Genomic DNA, 19,020 nt, shown 5'->3' with positions numbered 1-19,020 from the left:
TAATAGATACTCAAGGTTCAAGATATCAGCCATCAAGGTATCACGGATTAGAGGTGATAAACCTTGTGACGATTTGCATAACAGCGGTTCAAATATAGTGATTGCAGTGCTGAATTATACAATACAATGATACGGTGAACAGCGTACCCAAGCTAGCGTACGGATTAACATAGAATGGCAGACAGTGCAGAGTAATTTAGCGGAGCTATGTACCGGAGCTATGTACCGGAGCAATCCACCATAGCAATGCACCAGCGCCATGTAAGTATGCAGAGCACGATTGTTACAGTCGCATCGGACAGTGAAGTAAAATAATAGGATGACATAATGACAGATACCATTTTGGTAGTAGATGATGATCTCGGTATCCAAAAACAACTTAAATGGAGTTTAACAGACTACACCGTCGTATTTGCCGATGATCATGCCTCAGCTATTGCGCAATTGCGTCGTCATGAGCCAAAAGTGGTTACCCTTGATTTAGGATTGCCGCCAGACCCTGCAAATGCATCAGAAGGCCTTAGAATTTTACATGACATTATTTCTCTTGCGCCTAGAACCAAGGTGATAGTTGTTACGGGGAACAGTGACAAACAAAATGCGCTAAAAGCAATCGATTTTGGCGCCTATGATTTTTATCAAAAGCCGATAGATTCAGACACAATCAAACTGTTAGTTAATCGCGCGTTAAACTTAGCAAAACTAGAACATGAAAACGCTATTTTGGCCAGAACCAGAACAGGAATGTCTAGAATTGTTGGCAACAGTGAAGCTATACAAACTGTGGTTAGGCGCGCTGAGAAAATAGCTAACACAGATATTAGTACCTTGTTGCTTGGTGAAAGTGGAACCGGTAAGGAAGTTTTTGCTCGCAGCATTCACGAGCATAGCCCGCGTAAAGAAAAACCTTTTGTTGCCATAAACTGCGCCTCAATTCCAGAAAACCTTCTGGAAAGCGAATTGTTTGGCTACGAAAAAGGGGCGTTTACAGGCGCAAATAAAACCACCCTTGGTAAGATAGAAACCGCTCAGGGTGGCACCTTGTTTCTCGATGAAATAGGCGACATGCCTATTGGTTTACAGGCAAAAATGCTGCGTTTTCTGCAAGAGCGAGTTATCGAGCGGGTGGGCGGAAGAAGTGAAATACCCGTCGATATACGCGTGATCTGCGCGACTCACAGAGATTTGCAGGCCATGGTTGCAAACGAAAGCTTTCGAGAAGATTTGTATTATAGAGTAGGTGAAATGCCAATCGTCATACCGCCGCTTCGAGACCGCGACCAAGATATTATTTTATTGGCGCGGACATTTTTGAATATTTACCGCGAAGAGTTCAAATCGAAAGCAAAAAGCTTTTCAGAGTCTGCCGTCAATGCATTATTAGCCCATAAGTGGCCGGGTAATATTCGAGAGATGCAGAACAAACTCAAGTCAGCAGTTATCATGGCAGAGGGGACGGTAATTCAGCCTGACGATTTAGGATTGTTACCGGTAGATAGTGTTGACGAACCCACCACGTTAAATCTTCGAGAAGTAAGAGAAATAGCTGAAAGTAAAGCAATTAGACATGCCTATCAGAAAGCGGAGAAAAATATGTCAAAAACGGCGGAGCTTTTAGGTGTTACTCGCCCAACGCTTTATTCGTTGATTGATAAGTATCACATGGAAGATATAAAAAGCAGTGATTGATGGCGTATCTTAAGTGTTATTGTCGTTTGGTCGCTAAGGCCACCAAACGACAATAAAGCAGCGATTTTAGTCTTTCGTGTCACACTCGCTTACGTCACCACCCATTTTTTCTTTCATCTTAATGCAGGCTTCACGCAATTTTTTAGCAGTAGCATCTTTTAACTCTTCAGTTTTTGCTGCGCCTTCTTCCATCATATCAGCGCCCATTTCTTTGCCTTCTTCATAGGCGTCAGAGGCTTTTTCTTTACCTTCTTCATACGCATCAGACGCCATACCTTTACCGTCTTCGTATGCTTCTTCTGCGCTGTCTTTGGCGTCATCCCAAGAGTCTGCGGCTTCTTCTTTCGCATCTTCATAGGTTTCAGCTGTGGCTTCACCTGCTTCTTTCATTTCTGACATGACTGCTTGTTTCGTGTCTTCTTTAGACTCTGAGCAGCCTGTTACGCCGAATATGCTGAGTAATAGCGCTAACGCAATCGTTTTTGTTTTCATGGTGAAACTCCATTTGCTGATTTGATCAATGTGAATGAAGAGGTAAGTGAAGACTAACTTTTCAAACAGCACCTGTACGGTACATGCGAACACAGCCGAATCGAATCTTACGCTCAACATTTCGAGTCTAGCCTATATTTTCATCAAAGTATAAGGGGAAATAATTACTACCCTATAACGCGATATTTTGAGGTGCAGTTTAAGCGTGTTACGTGGTCACCACGTCGGGCATTGGTTGTGGCCCAAAAACTTTACTTTAAGATGCAATACGTTGGGGCTTTTTTCCACAAATAGTAGAGTACCACATTGATTACAAACATGATGTGTTTCGCCACTGGCGGTGTGAAGTGTGTTTACCGTTGATGGGGCTGAGTCTATAATAACATGCTGCTTATCGGCTTCTAGCATCAGCGTATATTCATCATGTACATGCTCAGAAATGCTCTCTTCAGACAAAGCCATTGGAGGTACACGAGGCGACACTTTCACGGCATCAGACAATTCGAAGTTAACCGCTTGGCACTCACAATTTCCTTTATACACGTTATTACCCCGCTACTTCTTCAGGCCAATGGATACTGGCAATATTATTAAATGAGGTTGCTATTCTCGAGCTCGGGAAGTCGAACTTTTTATCTAACGATGTCCGATTCGACGTCGTTGTATTATACGTCTCAATTACGCCAATCCAGCCATTTCTACCAGAAAGTTTTGCAGCGTAAAGTGCGTAATCGACCACTTCGAAAGTTCGCCGCCACGCGTTGTCGAAATTCACGATTTCATTAGGAGGAAGAATTGAAAACCCAATGCTACAGGTTACTTTTATTGTTTTGCTATCGCCAATATCAAATACATGGCTGGCAACTGTCTCTCGGCAACGCTCGGCAAGTTCTGGTAGTTCCTCGCGAGAGGAATGCCTACAAACCACGAGGAACTCCTCACCTCCCCAGCGTATAATCAAGTCTGTATTTCTAAATACTTCTTTAAGAACGGCTGCAAAACCTTCTAAAACTTTGTCTCCCGCCAAGTGGCCAAAATCATCGTTAATACGCTTGAAATGATCAATATCGATAAGTAAGCACAAAAGGTCGTGTTTTCCAGACGTTGTCACGTTTTTGCTTATTTCTATCTGGCTGCGCTTAATTTCTTCGGGTAACTGTGACTCTAAATAATACCTGTTATAGAGCCCGGTGAGAGGGTCTCTTAAGCTGACGTGTTCGAGCGTTTTATATGCTCTTTCCAGCTCACTATTTTTGTCTTGAAGTGCCTCTGTTTGTAGCCTAACTTCACGGCGAAGTATGATAGTTTGTTGGCGCTCTTTAAATCGGCTCCACAACAAAAACATCATTAGCAGTACTGCCAGTGATGCACTCCAGAACAAGGTGTTTTTTAGTTTTTCTTTCTCTGCTTGGGCAATAACAAGCTGTTTAGATTCTTCTAGTCGTTCTAGCTCTTTAGATTGGCGAACAAGTTCAATTTCAGCTTGTAAGCCTTTCAATGCGTTTTGGTTTTCTGAGCTTAGCAAAGCCTCTCGAAGCTTCTGAATTACAGACTGAATATCTAACGCTTTTTGAAAATCGCCTAACGAAACGCTCGCGCTAAGCTGAATAGCTAAAAAGCGAAGTTGGCCTCGTAAATTTCCCTTTTCTCGCGCATCCGTTAATCCCTCGCTGGCGAAGGCTAGGGCAAGATCAAATTTTTGCTCTCTAAGATAATTTTGCGCTAGAGCTAATCGAACATCATTTACCAGACGAGTTTGCCCAGACTCGGCGGCAAAGCTCATTGCCTCTTGCAATAAACTTATTCCTCTTGGTTCATTTCCTGTTTCGATAAGAGCTCTTCCCAGCACTATTTTAGCTTCTGAAATGGCTCCCACATCATTGGTCGCCAAGAGTAAATCTAGGCCACCTGTGATGGAGCGAAGTGCCTTTTCTTTCTCATTATTTTTAAGTTGAAGCGCACCGAGCTTGGTTTTAATGATGCCCATTAACTGCTTATTAGCCGTATTGGAGATAGCAGAAAATGCGTCGTTGTAATAAGAAAGAGCTTGAGTATTTTGGTCTAGAAGGGCGTAAATATCGCCGATATGAGATAAGCATGCGCTCGAATCCGCGATAGAGTCATTATTGCGGAAGACGCCAAGGGCTTCTTTCAAAGGTTCCAACGCTCGTTCTACCTCCCCTTGCTCTTTAAAAACGATACCCATCTCTAAGCTGATCTTAGCTTGCAGAAGCTTTTGCTTTTTCATTTGAGCAATAGACATGGCTCTTCGCAAGTAATCCTGAGCCGTCACATAGTTTGCAAGCTGCCGCTCAGATTGACCAAGATACAAAAGTGCTCGGGCAACTTCGGATAACTTTCCTTCTCGGGTATATGCTTCAAGGGCAGCATTTAATACTGCAATAGATGATTCAAAGCGGGATGACGTTTGCAACAGTTCCGCTAATGTAAAAAAGCCGGATGTGGGTGTTTCCTGTTGAAGTGCCGATTCAGCAAAAAGAAGTGCCTGACGGTCGGCATCTTCGTACTGTTTTGCATCTAGCAGACCTTGTATCACCTTTATATCGGAAGCGTTGCTCTTTTCGGCGTATGCAGGCGAGGCTGTGACAAGATAAAGAGCAGCAACATTGAGAAACAGAGTCAAAACTAGCGTAAGCGCTGTGCGAATACCGAAAACCACGTTCGTCCTCCTGAGTTGCGTAGTAACTTCTCTTTATTAAGTAGGTGCAATGTAAGCCGCCGATGTGCCTCAATGCTCAATGACAGCGTCGGGTCTCAGTATGAACGATTTCGCGCACCGAAACTATATAAAGATACTCCTTTATTGGCACGTGCTGGCCTTTTTGAGTTCGTGTAGGCTTTGAATTAGACCGTGAAGTTCAACACGTCCTTAGTTCATCCCTCTCGCTCGGATAATGTTGTATTAAGTAAATTAACAACCCATTTCCAAACTACTTCGTCTTAGGTATTCGCCCTTCAAGTCTAGTGTATTCGCCCTTCAAATAGATGCTTTTCAGCAAGCTAGTTTTTTGAGTCCTTTATCACTCGGCGTTCTTCAAACTCTCTGGTAATCCATTTTCTAATAAGCGCTGATTTGGGTATTCCGCTGTCCTGTGAGAGCAACGAAAGCTGAGATATGCACTCTGGTGTTAGGGTAAAGGTAGCGTGACGCATTCCTAGGTACGTATTTTTACCTTGAAAGATTGGCTTGTCGGTGTGCTGCGTTTCTTTGGCTGTTGCTTTCTCATTTGCTTTCTCATTAGCTCTCTCACCCGCTTTCGCATCTGGCTTTTGCTTCGTTTTTAACTGTCGTTGAATATGACCCTGTATACTTGAAGACGATTCGTTTTGCACATAAGTTGCATCCACCGATTTTAAATGCACTGGGTTTGTGTCGGTGCTGCGACCTTCAATATGACGATGTTTAGCCTGTGCAATTTCCTCTTGCCCGAGTACTTGCACACCCGCTGCGTAAGAAATCGCATCGTCTATAAAAGCATCTACCGAATGAAGCGTTGTTTTAGCTGATGGCTTCGACTTTTTGAGGCTGAGTAAACTCATGCGAATCCTCCACTTTTCCAGCTAACAATTCTTCAAATAATGTTCTAATCTCGTGAGAGGCTTTACCTTCAGGCTCGCTTTCTATTACAGACTGGCCAGATTCTTCAGAATCGTCATACATATTTCGGCTGAATGTAACGGCGTTTAGCACTGGAATTCCAAATGAGCGACATACTTCTTTTGCTTCTAAAATTCGACCCGCTAGGCTTGGCAATGATGGGCACTGAGTAATAACGAAGGCCGCGTTCATTTTTGGGTTCACCATTTTGCACGTTGAAAGAATATCTTCCATGTGAGGTACAGTTTTCAGATCTCTGCGCTTTGGGCGCAACGGAATAAGAATATGATCAGCAACTGCCATAGAGGAGCGAAGCGCTAAATTATCTTGACCGCCACAGTCGATAACCACGTAATCGTAGTACTGCCTTAAGTTGAGTAACTCGTTACGTATTTTACCGTATAACTGAACGCAGTTTATTTCAGCAAGCCTTGGGTTAGCCTTTCTTTCTTGGATCCAATCAGAAGTGGTGCGTTGAGGATCGCAATCCACCATTAGCACGTTTGCGCCTTTTTCAGTGCGTAAATACACTGCTATATTCTGGGCTAAGCAACTTTTACCGCTACCACCTTTTTCACCGCCGACCAAAATAATCATGGTACCAACCCTCTAGTAAACTCTTAATAAACTGCTTTTACCAATATGCGCTTATCGGTTTGAAGTACGCTACGGGTAACCTATTTGCAATAGCATAGAACACTCCCATCATTGTTCAGCATCAAAAACGATATTTACGAATGTAGGTGAATACCTAATGGTGGCTTTAGACAAAGTGGCAGCATTGTTAATTTGCTTACACCAGGTTTTAAAATCTCACTGTAGATAAGCGCTGCTTTTTATTGATTTGTGATTTAACACGCACTAGGCTTGTCGGTAATCAGTTAGTCTTGTAAAAAGTGAGGGAAGTTATGTCTGAGGGTCGTTTTAAATCCAAAGAAGGTGAAAAAGTACCAAGTGTTACGTTTCAATGCAGAGAAGGTGAGTCGTGGGTAACAAAAACCACAGAAGAAATCTTTGCTAACAAAAACGTAGTGGTATTTTCACTACCAGGGGCGTTCACACCTACATGTTCATCAACTCATTTACCTCGCTACAATGCACTTGCCAAGAAGTTTGCAAAGCATGGTATCGATGACATCGTGTGTATGTCGGTCAATGATACCTTTGTAATGAATGCATGGTCTGCAGACCAAGAAGCAGAAAATGTTACTGTTATTCCAGATGGTAATGGTGAGTTTACTGATGGCATGGGTATGTTAGTAGACAAAGCCGATCTGGGCTTTGGAAAGCGTAGCTGGCGTTATTCGATGTTAGTTAAGGACGGCGTAGTTGATAAAATGTTTATTGAGCCAGATGTGCCAGGAGACCCTTTTGAAGTCTCTGATGCCGATACTATGCTGTCATATATTGCTCCTGATGAAGTTACAAATGCTCCGGTTGCTATTATCACAAAACCAGGTTGCCCATTCTGCACGAAGGCAAAAGCGTTACTTACTGAAAAAGGCTTCGATTACGAGGAGTTAGTGCTAGGTAAAGACGCAACGTTAACAAGCTTATCAGCAATTAGCGGCAGAGAAACTGTGCCTCAAATTTTCATTGGCGGTAAACACATTGGTGGTTCTGACGATCTCGAGGCGTACTTTAGCTAACAGACTTGTCGCTATGTTCTGAATACTCAACTCTAATCAGAACAACATACAGCGGGGCCGTGTTATCATGGCCCCGTTTTTTATTGCGCTTTTTCGAGATGTCTAATCACACATTTGTTTCATGGAGATTTACAGTGTTGACAAAACCAGGTTTTAAACTTTTTGCTGCTTTCTCATTGTTCTTTTCATCAACGATGGCAGTTGGTAATGAGGTAAATGAAGAGTTTAAACGTTTATATGAAGCAGAATGGGGACAAACGCAGCCCTGTCGTGAGACATCCTTAAACAAGTATGGCGTGTGTAGCAATGTGTTGCGAAATGAAGGGAATGCGCCTTTCATTATGCATAACAAACAAAGTGAGCGTGTAGCTGTACTGGTGCACGGGCTAAGTGATTCTCCGTTTTTTATGCGCGCTATTGCACAAATACTCTTTGATGAAGGTTTTTCTGTTTTAGTACCGCTACTGCCAGGGCATGGCTTGCGGGATGCCGGAGATAACATGTCCGATTGGGATCTAGCTGAGCGTTGGCAATTACACATAGACGACGTGATTTCGCTAGCCAGTACAATGGGCGAAACGCTTGTTGTTGGAGGATTTTCTACTGGCGGAGCGTTAGTTGTTGATAATCATTTTAAAAATGACGAGCGTATTGATGGTTTGATGCTATTTTCAGGTGCCTTGGCCTTATCTGATAACGCTGAAGGTATGTCGCGCATTTGGGGGATTAAACTTCTTGCGCTGATGATCGACGGCGCCTACGAAACTCACGGCCCCAACCCTTACAAATATCCCAATGTCGCAGGCTTTGCTGGTTTGGAGTTAATGGATATTATCAATGACATTCGGGATACTATCGACAATGGTCAGCAGCTTGATGTGCCGATATTTGCAGCTCATTCACAAGCAGATACAACAACGCCAATATATGGTGTCGAAAACCTGATAGAGCAAAGCAAAGGACCCAATACGTTTTTCGTCATCGATGAGTCCTATGAATTGTGTCATGCCGATTTGGTAGTCAACAAACCTTTGCTAGCGCAATTGAAGTTTAACGCCAATATGGTCAATAAGCAGGAAGATTGCGCGGTGCCCAAATCTAACCCACTGTTTCCTACCATGACACTCATGCTTAAAGATTATCTATCGCAGTTTAAATAAGCTCTTGGCAAAGCGCTATAGAGGCGAAGCTAATGGCTTTTGGCGTAGTCTTCGACCTCTTGCCAAACGCGCAATAAGTTTCCGCTGAGGATTTTTTCGATATCCTCTCGGCTATAATCTCTGTCTAATAATCCTTGTACCAAATTTGGAAAACTTGCTACGTCTTTAAGTCCTATTGGAAGAGAATCACCAACTCCGTCATAATCTGAGCCTATACCCACGTGCTCAACACCAATGAGTTCTACAACATGATCGATATGATCAAGCACTTCATCAAGGGTTGAATAAGGATAGGGGACTTCTTTGCGATACTGAGCCTCAAAGTTTTCAAGTTTAGGGCTATCCTCGCCTTCTTCTTTTATCAGCGCTTTACGTGCGTTTGTTAGACCTGTACGCCACTGCCCGGCCTCTTTAGAAACAAAGCTAGAGCCAAAGTTAATCATGATCACACCGCCATTTTCACCTAGCTTTTTAATCATGTCATCATTCATATTACGCTCGAAGCCCGGCGTGAAACGGCGAAGGGACGAATGCGATGCAATAACGGGCACTTTGGTTAGTTCAACAACTTGATAAAAGGCGTCGTCAGATACATGTGAGATATCCAGCATAATGCCAATATTATTCATCTCGGTAACGAGCTGTTTACCGAAAGGGCTTAATCCCTTCCACTGTCGACGCAAGTCGTATGAAGAGTCTGAAATATGATTAGACTGACTGTGGGCAAGAGTTATATAGCGAATGCCCCGCTCGTAGAAATCATTTAAGTTGTCGAGGTTGCCCTGAATAGGAGATCCGTTCTCCATTCCTAATGGGAGTGATATTACGCCTGTTTCGAAGTGAGACTTCACATCACTAGGGCTTTTAGCAATGGCGAATTTATCAGGTGCTCTTGCAACTATAGCCTCTACAGAGTCGATAAGTAGATGAGCTAATTGTGTAGATTCTGGAGAATTATCTAAACTCGCTGGCACGTAAATACTCATAAAGGGGGCATTTAAGCCGCCTTCAACCGCTCTTGGATAATCAAAATCTCCATCTTCGGTAGCTTTAGTCACATCTACCCACTGGTTTTTCACTCTATAGGGCACATCAATATGACCGTCCACTATAATAGTCTCTCTAGCAATGGCTATCGCCTTTTCAGATGCACTGTATTGAGGCTGCTCCTGAGCAGCAGCGGCCAACGTGACTTCACTTACTGTCCCTAACGTAAACAATGTCGTTAAAGCTAGTGCGCACTTTCTCTTTGAAAAGTGTGTTTTTATCAAGCGCCCCTTCATTTATTATCCTTATTTTTGTTGTCATCATGTTCACTAGAAGATTAATGCATATCGGTTTGCGCTACAACGACTGCTTTTTTTATGCCGAGAGCCAAAGTTCGAGCGAGCATATGACCTCAATTGCTCAATTTTAAAGCGGTTGTGAGCATTTACGTCAAGTTTACATTGCAATAAAAATTTAAAACTTGTTATTGTGGAGCCTGCGTGACTTCGGTGCACGAATACGGGATACTCCACAGCGCGACTAAGGTATATTCCCAGCGCTCAGCCGATAGGCAATGGCGATACGTCATCTGAACGGCACAACATCATTTTTTGTGGCTCCGCACTTATCAAAACAAAAGCAGGGGCCACCGTTAACAAGTATGAGAAATAAATATGGCTATTAATTTTGTACCGCTAGATAAAGAAAAGCATAAAGACCTGAAGGTTGCGGTAAATTCATCTTTCAGCTTCGCAAAAAATACTCACCTAGCAGCGGCAACGATCCGCGAGTTTGCTCAACTTGCAGCAACTATGCCTTTAGTTTTTATTGAAGATCCAACGTCTAAGCGTCACCACGTTGTGACTATGCTAGGCATGGAGCAGGGGCAAAACTTGTTCTTAACTGGCGACACGTGGAAGGGCCCGCATGTACCAATGAACATTATTCGTTACCCGTTTGACGTGCGTCCTGACGGTGACAAGTTAGGTGTTTACATTGATGAAGGTAGCGATCTAGTTTCTACCGGTGAAGGTCAAGCGTTATTCACTGAAGCTGGTGAGCCAAGTGAGTTCCTAGACGGCCGTCAGAAGTTCTTAGCAGACCTTGCGAACAGTGAAATGCTTACTCAGCGTTTTGTTGCCAAGGTAGTTGAGTTAGACCTTCTCGATCAAATCCAAATTCGCCTTACTTACCAAGACGGTAAGCAGCGCAATGTTACTGGCATGATGAGCATTAACGAGAAGAAGCTGCTTGAGCTTCCAGAAGAACAAGTGATTGAACTTCATAAAGCTGGTTTCCTTGGCGCAATTTACGCGGTAATGATGTCGGTAGGCCAACTTAACCGTTTAGTTGAGCTATCAAACGATACAGAAAACCCTATTCGTAATATGCAGCTTTCAGCGGTTAAGCCTGAAGACCAAGCGGCCAGCGAAGAAGCGCCAACCGAATAATAGCGGTATTTCAGCGCAGCAAGTATAAAAGCCAAGCCCCGCTAGATAGCGGGGTTTTTAGTTCTACTAAGCCCAATCTAAAACAGCAGTGCAAAGATTTATAACAAAGATTGAAACGCTCCAGCTTTGCCACACTCCCTGATGCAGTTCATCGATTAATTTTTTCGCGTCTTATTTCTTTTCCTTTCATTTTCCTTTTTTTTGCATGCCTTATCATACACTTCCTAAAACCACTGTATATAAAGCCAGTTTAAAGCCAGTGAATACGCGGCCTACACGCCATTTTTATACTTGACAGTGGGGAACATTGGTACCTAAACTGTAACCTAGTGGGTAAATGTGGCGAAATGTGGATCAAATCATCATCACTTTGCAAATTAGTACTCAAAAATTAATAAAAATAACAGTAAATAATAAAAGGCTAGGGGAATGTTCCGCGGCGCTAACGCAATCAACCTGGATACAAAAGGCAGACTGGCAATACCTACGCGGTATCGGCAGTCGCTGCTGGATGATTGTGAGGGACAACTAGTTTGCACTGTCGATACACAACAAAGTTGTTTGCTACTTTACCCACTTCCCGAATGGGAAGAAATCGAGCTTAAGCTTATCAAGCTTTCTAGTATGGTTCCGGCAGAGCGCCGTATGCAGCGCTTACTGCTTGGTCATGCATCGGAAGGTGAGATGGATAAAAGCGGTCGAATTCTTATACCTACACCTTTGCGTGCTCACGCAAAGCTATCAAAAGAAGTCATGTTAGTTGGTCAGTTAAACAAATTTGAAATTTGGGATGCCGAAGTATGGGCACAACAAATTGAGGTTGATATAGACACCGAACGCAAAGGCGAATTTGAACTAACCGAACGGCTACAGGATTTTTCTCTATGACAACGCAAAACACTTCATCATCAAGCGAGTTTAAGCATATTTCCGTGTTGCTTGATGAATGTATAGAGGCGTTAGCCATAAAACCCGGCGGTATTTATATTGACGCAACCTTTGGTCGTGGTGGGCACTCTGCGCATATATTAGATGCGTTGGGCGATGATGGTCAGTTAATTGCTTTTGACCGTGACCCTCAAGCTATTCAGGCCGCTGAGCGCTTTGCTGAAGATAAGCGATTTCGCATTATTCATGCACCTTTTGGCAATATGGCTGAAGAGGTTGAAAGTCTTGGTCTTACTGGGAAAATAGATGGCGTGTTGATGGATTTGGGCGTGTCGTCACCTCAGTTAGACGATGCTGAGCGCGGATTCAGTTTCTTAAGAGACGGACCTCTTGATATGCGCATGGATACGTCTAAAGGACAAAGTGCGGCAGATTGGTTAGCACATGCTGAAGAGCAAGACATCACTCAGGTGATTAAAGAGTTTGGCGAAGAAAAGTTTGGTAAGCGAATAGCGCACGCTATCGTGAACACGCGCAAGGAAACCCCTATCACGCGCACGGCGCAACTTGCGACAATTATCGACCAAGCAGTGCCAGTTAAAGACAAGTATAAACACCCAGCTACACGCGCTTTCCAAGGTATTCGTATTTACATCAATGCAGAGCTTGAGCAACTTCGCGTTGGTTTAAAAGCAGCAACGCAAGTGTTAGCCAAAGAAGGTCGACTGGCCGTTATCTCTTTTCACTCTCTAGAAGACAGATTGGTGAAGCGTTTTATCAAAGACCAAAGTAAAGGCAAAGTCGTTCCCCACAATATGCCTATAACTCAGGCAGAAATTGATGCAGATAAAGTATTAAAAGCACTCGGCAGGGCAATCAAGCCCTCTGAGGAAGAAGTGATGAATAACGTACGCTCTCGTAGCTCCGTATTACGTGTGGCTGAAAAACTATGACTAAGCCAGACAAAGCCAGTACGAACTTTAATTTAATACTGATTATGGTTTCAGATTTGACCCGCAACAAGTTGCGGGTTTTGTTGTATTTGATGGTTATTGTTAGTGCAATGGCGGTGATTTTGAGTAGCCACCACAACCGTCAGCAGGTCATTGCTTTAGAAGACTTAATGCAAGAGAAAGACGAGCTTGACGTTGAATGGCGAAATCTGGTTCTTGAACAGCGTGCGCTAACCGAACACAACAGAATAGAAACCCTGGTTGAAAAGCAGCTTGGCATGTATCGCCCCACTGCCGATGACGAAGTAGTGGTGAGACTCAAATGAGTACAGTATCAACTTCTCGTTCACGCAAAAAAACAGGTGCAAAGCAGAATGTTACGCCAAGCTTTATGCATTGGCGCTTTATTGTTGTGCTTGTGATGATTGGTTTGGTGTTCTCCATGCTAGCGGCCCGTGCTGCGTATATTCAAGTGATAGAGCCCGATGAACTCATTCAGCAGGGCGATAGTCGCACGCTACGCACACGCAATATGCCTACATACCGTGGAATTATTACCGATCGCAACGGTGTTGAGTTAGCGGTGAGCGTGCCAGTAAGAGCTATTTATGCCGATCCTAAAGTTATCCACGAGAACAATGGCTTTGAAGAAGAGCGTCGTTGGGATGCATTAGCAGATGTATTGCGGCAAGACGTGAAAGAGCTCAAAGAGAAAGTGTCTAATCCCAAGCGTCGTTTTGTTTATCTACAGCGCCAAGTATCGCCAGCTATGGCCGAGTACGTGGATAAACTCGATATTCCAGGCATTTATTTGCGCAGAGAAAGTCGCCGTTACTACCCTACTGGTGAAGTGTCTGCCCAGCTTATCGGTGTAACCGACGTTGATGATACCGGCATCGAGGGCCTTGAGCATATGTTCGACGAGTGGCTTACCGGTACACCTGGCTCAAGAAAAATTCGTCGTGATGCCAAGGGGCGTCAGGTAGAAATTTTGGAAACCAAAGCTGGCGAAAAAGCGGGTGATCTCCAATTAGCTATCGACCAGAGAATTCAAGCGCTAGCGTACAAAGAAATTAAAGAAGCCATGATTTATTACCAGTCGAGCTCTGCCTCGGCGATGGTGGTCGACGTGAAAACGGGTGATGTATTGGCTATGGTGAATGCGCCTTCGTTTAATCCAAACGATAGAAGCGATATTGCGCCACACAGAATGCGCAACCGCGTTATAACAGATGCGTTTGAGCCTGGCTCCGCCCTTAAACCCCTTGCGGTGCTTACAGCACTAGAATTTGGTGAAGTAGAGCCTAACGATACAGTAGACACCAACCCAGGTTGGATGCGTCTTGGCGGCAGCCTAGTGAAAGACTCTCGAAACTACGGCGAGCTAACCTTAGAAGAGATTATCCAGCATTCAAGTAATATGGGCACGTCTAAGCTAGGGCTTTCGGTGCCTAAGAACTTTCTTTTAGATACGTATTATAACCTTGGGCTAATGAGCGATACCGGGCTCAATATGTCGGGTGAAAGCAGCGGTATTTTTCACGAAAGAAGTCGTTGGTCGAAGTTTGAATTAGCCACCTTATCTTTTGGTTACGGTATTTCAGTAACGACTGCTCAATTGGCAAGGCTATATGCCACTATCGCAAATGGTGGGATAAAAATGCCGTTGAATATGATCAAGTCACCGGAGCAACCCGCGTGGCAGGGGCAGGCTGAACGAGTTATTAGTGAAGAAAATGCAAAAGCGATAGTGCAAATGATGGAAAGCGTTACGCAGCGTGGAGGCACTGCCACCAAAGCTGCTGTGCCGGGTTACCGCGTTGCGGGTAAAACCGGCACCAGTCGTAAAGCAGTAGCAGGTGGCTATGGCGAAGAGTACGTAAATATTTTTGCCGGTATTGCACCTGTGTCTGATCCGAGGTTGGTTACTGTCGTGCTTATTAACGAACCCGGTGGCGATTTGTATCATGCTGGAGACACAGCAGCACCTGTTTTTTCCTCAATTATGGGCGGCGCGCTGCATATTTTGAACGTTACGCCAGATGACAAACAAGTTACCTTCAGTCGATTTTTAAAAGGAGGCCAAAGTGGTAGTTAGTGCCTTCACCCAAAGTATTCGTGCGTTGTTAGCAAAGTTTGAAATAGATGCGCCAGATATTCGCGTTGAGGGGTTAACCCTTGATAGTCGCGAGGTAAACACAAAGCTGGCGTTTATTGCTGTAAAAGGTCATGAGCGCGATGGCAGAGAATTTATTCCTCAAGCAATTAGCTTAGGGGCAAGAGTCATTATGGCGCAAACTGACGACAGTGATGCCCATGGTCAGATGGAAATGCGCGACCACAGCATGATTATTTCTATCTACCAATTGCCCAGTTTATTGTCGTCAATTGCGGGGGCGTTTTATGATTACCCCGCACAGAAAATGATGACCGTTGCTGTAACGGGTACTAACGGTAAAACTTCGACAGTTCAACTGCTTACGCAGCTTAAAGATGCGCTAGGCACCCGAAGTGCAAGTATAGGCACCTTGGGAAGCAGTATTTTTGAGGGCGAAGAAACTCAGTGGAAAACCACGCCAGCAGCTAACACCACACCAGATGCTATTCGCATGCAGTACGTGTTGGCAGAGTTTGTGCAAAGCCAAGTTCGACATACTGCATTTGAAGCCAGTTCACACGCTCTAGTGCAGGGCCGCTTGGGAAATGTAAAAACAGACATCGCCGTATTTACTAATCTGACGCGAGATCACCTTGATTACCACGGGTCTATGGAGGAGTACGCAAAAGCCAAGCGCTTGTTGCTTACCCAGCCAGGATTAAGTGCCGTAGTGCTTAACGCCAACGATAAAGAAAGTGAACACTGGGATGCTTATGCAGATAAAAGCATTGCTCGGGTTTGGACAGGCATTGAAAATAAGCAGCTTGTAAGTACTTACCAACAAGGTGGCGCTGGTGAAAATGCGAAGTACTGCTTTGCAAGAAGCGCAGAATATCATGACGCTGGTTGTCGGTTTGAGATCCAAAGCTCATGGGGAAATGCGTTGATATCGCTACCCTTATTTGGTGCTTTTAATGTAAGTAATGTGCTAAGTGCCATTGCTGTCTTGCTTCAACAAGGCGAACGTTTTGAAGACGTCGTTAATGCGGTTAACGCTATTACGCCTGTAGCTGGGCGCATGGAAGTCTTCACTTTTAATGCGAATGCGAATGTGGTGGTGGATTATGCACATACTCCTGACGCCCTTGAAAAAGTACTAGACAGCGCTAGGGCGCATACTGAAGGAAAAGTGTGGTGTGTGTTTGGCTGTGGCGGAGACAGAGATAAAGGTAAGCGCCCGTTAATGGGGCAGGCCGCAGAAGCTGGCGCAGACAAAATTATTATTACAACAGACAACAGTAGAAGCGAAGCGGCTGAAGCAATTGCAAAAGACATTATGGATGGGCTGCACAACCCAGATTCTGCTGTTGCCATTTCTGATAGAGAAACCGCCATTCGCTACTGCCTAGATCAAGCTGCGACTGACGATATTATTATCGTGGCTGGGAAGGGTCATGAAAACTACCAAATTATTGGTAATGAAACGATAAATTACAATGAACGCGAGGTTGTAGCTAAGCTACAGCAGCTACTGCAGCAGGAGTACAGCTAATGATAAAAACAACGCTGTCATGGGTAGCCGAAAAGATTAACGGTAAATTAGTGGGAGCCGATTGCCACATTGTTGATGTGAGCACCGATACGCGAACCATTCGTGAGGGCGCGATATATCTTGCGCTAAAAGGACCTAACTTTAACGGACACGATTTTGCGAAGCAGGCCGAAGCTGCTGGCGCGAAGGCTATTATAGCCAGTGAACAAGTTGAAACGTCGTTACCTGTTGTTCAGGTAAACGACACAAAGCTAGCATTAGGTTTATTGGGCGCTGCGGTTAAACAATGTGTGGCACCCAAAACGCTAGCTATCACTGGAAGCAGCGGTAAAACCACAGTTAAAGAAATGTGTGCTGCTATTTTGCAGTCTTGTGGCAGCGTGCTGGCCACGCACGGAAACTTTAATAACGATATTGGCGTGCCTCTTACGTTACTTCGTTTAGAAGAACATCACAAATTTGCTGTCATGGAGTTAGGTGCCAACCACAAAGGTGAAATTGCCTACACCACAGATTTAGTAAAGCCCGACGTTGCTACGATTGTAAACGCCGCAGCTTCTCATTTAGAAGGCTTTGGCAGTATAGACGGTGTGGCGCGGGCAAAAAGTGAAATTTTTGACAGCTTAGGTGATGACGGGATTGCTATTGTTAATGTAGACAGTGAGTTTGCAAGCTTTTGGCTAGATAAGCTGGAGGGCACGCAAACACTGACATTTTCACCTAATCAGAAAAATGCCGCTGACTTTTATGCCTCAAATATTCATATGCAACAAGACGGCTGTGCATCGTTTGTCCTTAATTGTCCGCAGGGCAATGTTGATATTCAGCTAACCATTCCTGGTACCCATAATGTTGGCAATGCGTTACTTGCGGCAGCGCTTACCCTCAACATTGGCGCCACTCTTGATAATGTTCGAACTGGGCTAAGCTCGATGAAGCAAGTCGATGGGCGCCTTAACGTTAGGCAATTGAATACAAAACTTAGACTGCTCGATGATAGCTACAATGCGAACGTTGCATCAGTGAAGGCGGCCATAGACACATTAAGTCAGTTTACGGGTGCTAGAGTTCTTGTACTCGGTGATATGGCGGAGCTCGGCGATGAGTCGGAATTCTATCATCAGCAGATAGGCGAGTATGCCAAGCAGAAGGGCATTGATTATTTGTATAGCATGGGCGATTTCAGTGTGCTTTCTAGCCAGGCTTTTAATGTTAACAGCGCGCATTTTGCCGACGTTGACAGCTTAGTGAAAACCTTTGAAAACGATGTGGTTAATGCGTTTGGGGATATTTCTATCTTAGTAAAAGGTTCCCGCAGTTCGAAAATGGAGCGTGTCGTAAAGGCTATCGAAGCCTCTTCATTCGCACGAAGCAACACAAATGAGGAGCACGATAAATGCTAATGTGGCTAGCCGACTGGCTGACTCAATTTGATTCTGGGTTTAATGTATTTTCCTATCTTACATTAAGGGCTATTTTAAGCACTCTTACGGCGCTGCTTATCGCTATTCTAATTGGTCCGAAAATGATTCGCTATTTGCAAAACATGCAGATAGGGCAGACGGTACGCGACGATGGTCCTCAAAGTCATTTGTCGAAGTCTGGAACGCCGACTATGGGTGGATTACTTATCTTAGCGGCCATTGTTATTAGTGGTTTGCTTTGGGCAGATTTATCAAACCGTTATGTGTTGGTAACCCTTACTGTGGTTGTTGCTTACGGCATTATCGGTTTTGTTGATGACTACAGAAAGGTTATTCGCAAAGACTCTAAAGGTTTGATAGCGCGCTGGAAATATTTTTGGCAGTCGGTGATAGCTTTAGGTGTTGCTTTTTACTTGTACAGTAGCGCAACATTAAGTGCCGAAACATCGCTGTTGGTACCTTTCTTTAAAGAAGTTTTTCCTCAGCTGGGCGCGTTTTTCATAATTATCACTTACTTTGCCATTGTGGGTACAAGTAATGCCGTTAACCTAACAGACGGCCTGGATGGCTTAGCCATTGTGCCTACCATCTTGGTTGCTGGTGCATTTGCCGTTTTTGCTTATGTAACGGGTAATGCAAACTTCGCAGCTTACTTAAATATTCCTCATATTCCCCTTACCAGTGAACTCGTTATTGTGTGTACCGCCATGGTGGGAGCTGGCCTTGGGTTTTTGTGGTTCAACACCTATCCTGCGCAAGTTTTTATGGGGGATGTAGGCTCGCTGGCGCTTGGTGGCACCTTGGGTGTGCTTGCCGTTTTAGTAAGACAAGAATTAGTGCTGATAATTATGGGCGGTGTGTTTGTAATAGAAACCTTATCGGTCATTCTGCAAGTGGGCTCTTACAAACTGCGCGGTCAGCGCATATTCAGAATGGCACCTATTCATCATCACTACGAATTAAAAGGCTGGCCAGAGCCAAGAGTCATTGTTCGATTTTGGATAATTTCTATTATTTTGGTGCTGGTAGGTCTAGCAACCTTGAAACTGAGATAAGTC

General features: G+C 44.2%; 17 protein-coding genes. 11 read left to right on the top strand and 6 right to left on the bottom strand.

Annotated features, from left to right (window positions below; translation table 11 throughout):
- Positions 1 to 327: 327 nt before the first annotated feature.
- Entirely contained in the window at positions 328 to 1,689 is a 1,362-nt protein-coding gene (prsR, locus tag CW735_RS14725) for a PEP-CTERM-box response regulator transcription factor (protein ID WP_100972799.1), read from the top strand.
- A 66-nt stretch (positions 1,690 to 1,755) separates the two neighbouring features.
- On the opposite strand, the gene CW735_RS14720 is transcribed toward prsR, so the two are convergent.
- From CW735_RS14720 to CW735_RS14700, 5 genes are all read right to left on the bottom strand, one after another.
- On the bottom strand, positions 1,756 to 2,181 hold the full coding sequence (locus tag CW735_RS14720) for a hypothetical protein (RefSeq protein ID WP_100972798.1): 426 nt from the start codon (positions 2,179 to 2,181) through the stop codon (positions 1,756 to 1,758).
- Between the two features lie 216 nt (positions 2,182 to 2,397).
- Positions 2,398 to 2,724, bottom strand: a complete 327-nt coding sequence (locus tag CW735_RS14715; protein ID WP_071980394.1) for a hypothetical protein — start codon at positions 2,722 to 2,724, stop codon at positions 2,398 to 2,400.
- A 4-nt stretch (positions 2,725 to 2,728) separates the two neighbouring features.
- Positions 2,729 to 4,861 carry a GGDEF domain-containing protein gene (locus tag CW735_RS14710; protein WP_232368298.1) on the bottom strand — a complete coding sequence of 711 codons (2,133 nt, stop codon included), beginning with the start codon at positions 4,859 to 4,861 and terminating at the stop codon, positions 2,729 to 2,731.
- Positions 4,862 to 5,202: 341 nt separating this feature from the next.
- Positions 5,203 to 5,742: a hypothetical protein gene (locus tag CW735_RS14705; protein ID WP_100972797.1), complete on the bottom strand. Its 540-nt coding sequence runs from the start codon at positions 5,740 to 5,742 to the stop codon at positions 5,203 to 5,205.
- Positions 5,702 to 6,397, bottom strand: coding sequence for an AAA family ATPase (locus tag CW735_RS14700; protein WP_100972796.1), 696 nt, complete (start codon positions 6,395 to 6,397; stop codon positions 5,702 to 5,704). Before CW735_RS14700 ends, CW735_RS14705 begins: the two co-directional genes overlap by 41 nt.
- A 311-nt stretch (positions 6,398 to 6,708) precedes the next feature.
- Between CW735_RS14700 and CW735_RS14695 the strand changes: the two genes are divergently transcribed.
- Positions 6,709 to 7,449 carry a glutathione peroxidase gene (locus tag CW735_RS14695; RefSeq protein WP_071980391.1) on the top strand — a complete coding sequence of 247 codons (741 nt, stop codon included), beginning with the start codon at positions 6,709 to 6,711 and terminating at the stop codon, positions 7,447 to 7,449.
- Between the two features lie 194 nt (positions 7,450 to 7,643).
- Complete coding sequence (locus tag CW735_RS14690) at positions 7,644 to 8,609, top strand: alpha/beta hydrolase (protein ID WP_232368433.1); 966 nt, start codon at positions 7,644 to 7,646, stop codon at positions 8,607 to 8,609.
- A 29-nt stretch (positions 8,610 to 8,638) separates the two neighbouring features.
- On the opposite strand, the gene CW735_RS14685 is transcribed toward CW735_RS14690, so the two are convergent.
- Positions 8,639 to 9,892, bottom strand: a complete 1,254-nt coding sequence (locus CW735_RS14685; protein WP_083595299.1) for a dipeptidase — start codon at positions 9,890 to 9,892, stop codon at positions 8,639 to 8,641.
- Between the two features lie 378 nt (positions 9,893 to 10,270).
- Between CW735_RS14685 and CW735_RS14680 the strand changes: the two genes are divergently transcribed.
- From CW735_RS14680 to mraY, 8 genes are all read left to right on the top strand, one after another.
- On the top strand, positions 10,271 to 11,047 hold the full coding sequence (locus CW735_RS14680) for a SapC family protein (protein ID WP_100972795.1): 777 nt from the start codon (positions 10,271 to 10,273) through the stop codon (positions 11,045 to 11,047).
- Positions 11,048 to 11,476: 429 nt separating this feature from the next.
- Positions 11,477 to 11,935 (top strand): division/cell wall cluster transcriptional repressor MraZ, encoded by a 459-nt coding sequence (gene mraZ / locus CW735_RS14675; protein WP_071980389.1) that lies wholly within the window; start codon positions 11,477 to 11,479, stop codon positions 11,933 to 11,935.
- Positions 11,932 to 12,888, top strand: a complete 957-nt coding sequence (gene rsmH / locus CW735_RS14670) for a 16S rRNA (cytosine(1402)-N(4))-methyltransferase RsmH (RefSeq protein WP_071980388.1) — start codon at positions 11,932 to 11,934, stop codon at positions 12,886 to 12,888. The genes mraZ and rsmH overlap by 4 nt, the downstream gene beginning before the upstream one ends.
- Complete coding sequence (gene ftsL / locus CW735_RS14665) at positions 12,885 to 13,214, top strand: cell division protein FtsL (protein ID WP_071980387.1); 330 nt, start codon at positions 12,885 to 12,887, stop codon at positions 13,212 to 13,214. Before rsmH ends, ftsL begins: the two co-directional genes overlap by 4 nt.
- On the top strand, positions 13,211 to 14,986 hold the full coding sequence (locus tag CW735_RS14660; RefSeq protein WP_071980386.1) for a penicillin-binding transpeptidase domain-containing protein: 1,776 nt from the start codon (positions 13,211 to 13,213) through the stop codon (positions 14,984 to 14,986). The genes ftsL and CW735_RS14660 overlap by 4 nt, the downstream gene beginning before the upstream one ends.
- Positions 14,976 to 16,538, top strand: a complete 1,563-nt coding sequence (locus tag CW735_RS14655; protein WP_100972794.1) for a UDP-N-acetylmuramoyl-L-alanyl-D-glutamate--2,6-diaminopimelate ligase — start codon at positions 14,976 to 14,978, stop codon at positions 16,536 to 16,538. The genes CW735_RS14660 and CW735_RS14655 overlap by 11 nt, the downstream gene beginning before the upstream one ends.
- Entirely contained in the window at positions 16,538 to 17,941 is a 1,404-nt protein-coding gene (locus CW735_RS14650; protein ID WP_100972793.1) for a UDP-N-acetylmuramoyl-tripeptide--D-alanyl-D-alanine ligase, read from the top strand. Before CW735_RS14655 ends, CW735_RS14650 begins: the two co-directional genes overlap by 1 nt.
- Entirely contained in the window at positions 17,935 to 19,017 is a 1,083-nt protein-coding gene (gene mraY, locus CW735_RS14645; RefSeq protein WP_071980383.1) for a phospho-N-acetylmuramoyl-pentapeptide-transferase, read from the top strand. Before CW735_RS14650 ends, mraY begins: the two co-directional genes overlap by 7 nt.
- The last annotated feature ends 3 nt before the right edge of the window (positions 19,018 to 19,020 follow it).

Source organism: Alteromonas sp. MB-3u-76, from assembly GCF_002831605.1.
GTDB lineage: Bacteria > Pseudomonadota > Gammaproteobacteria > Enterobacterales > Alteromonadaceae > Alteromonas > Alteromonas hispanica.
This window is presented reverse-complemented; position numbering and strand designations above follow the sequence as displayed.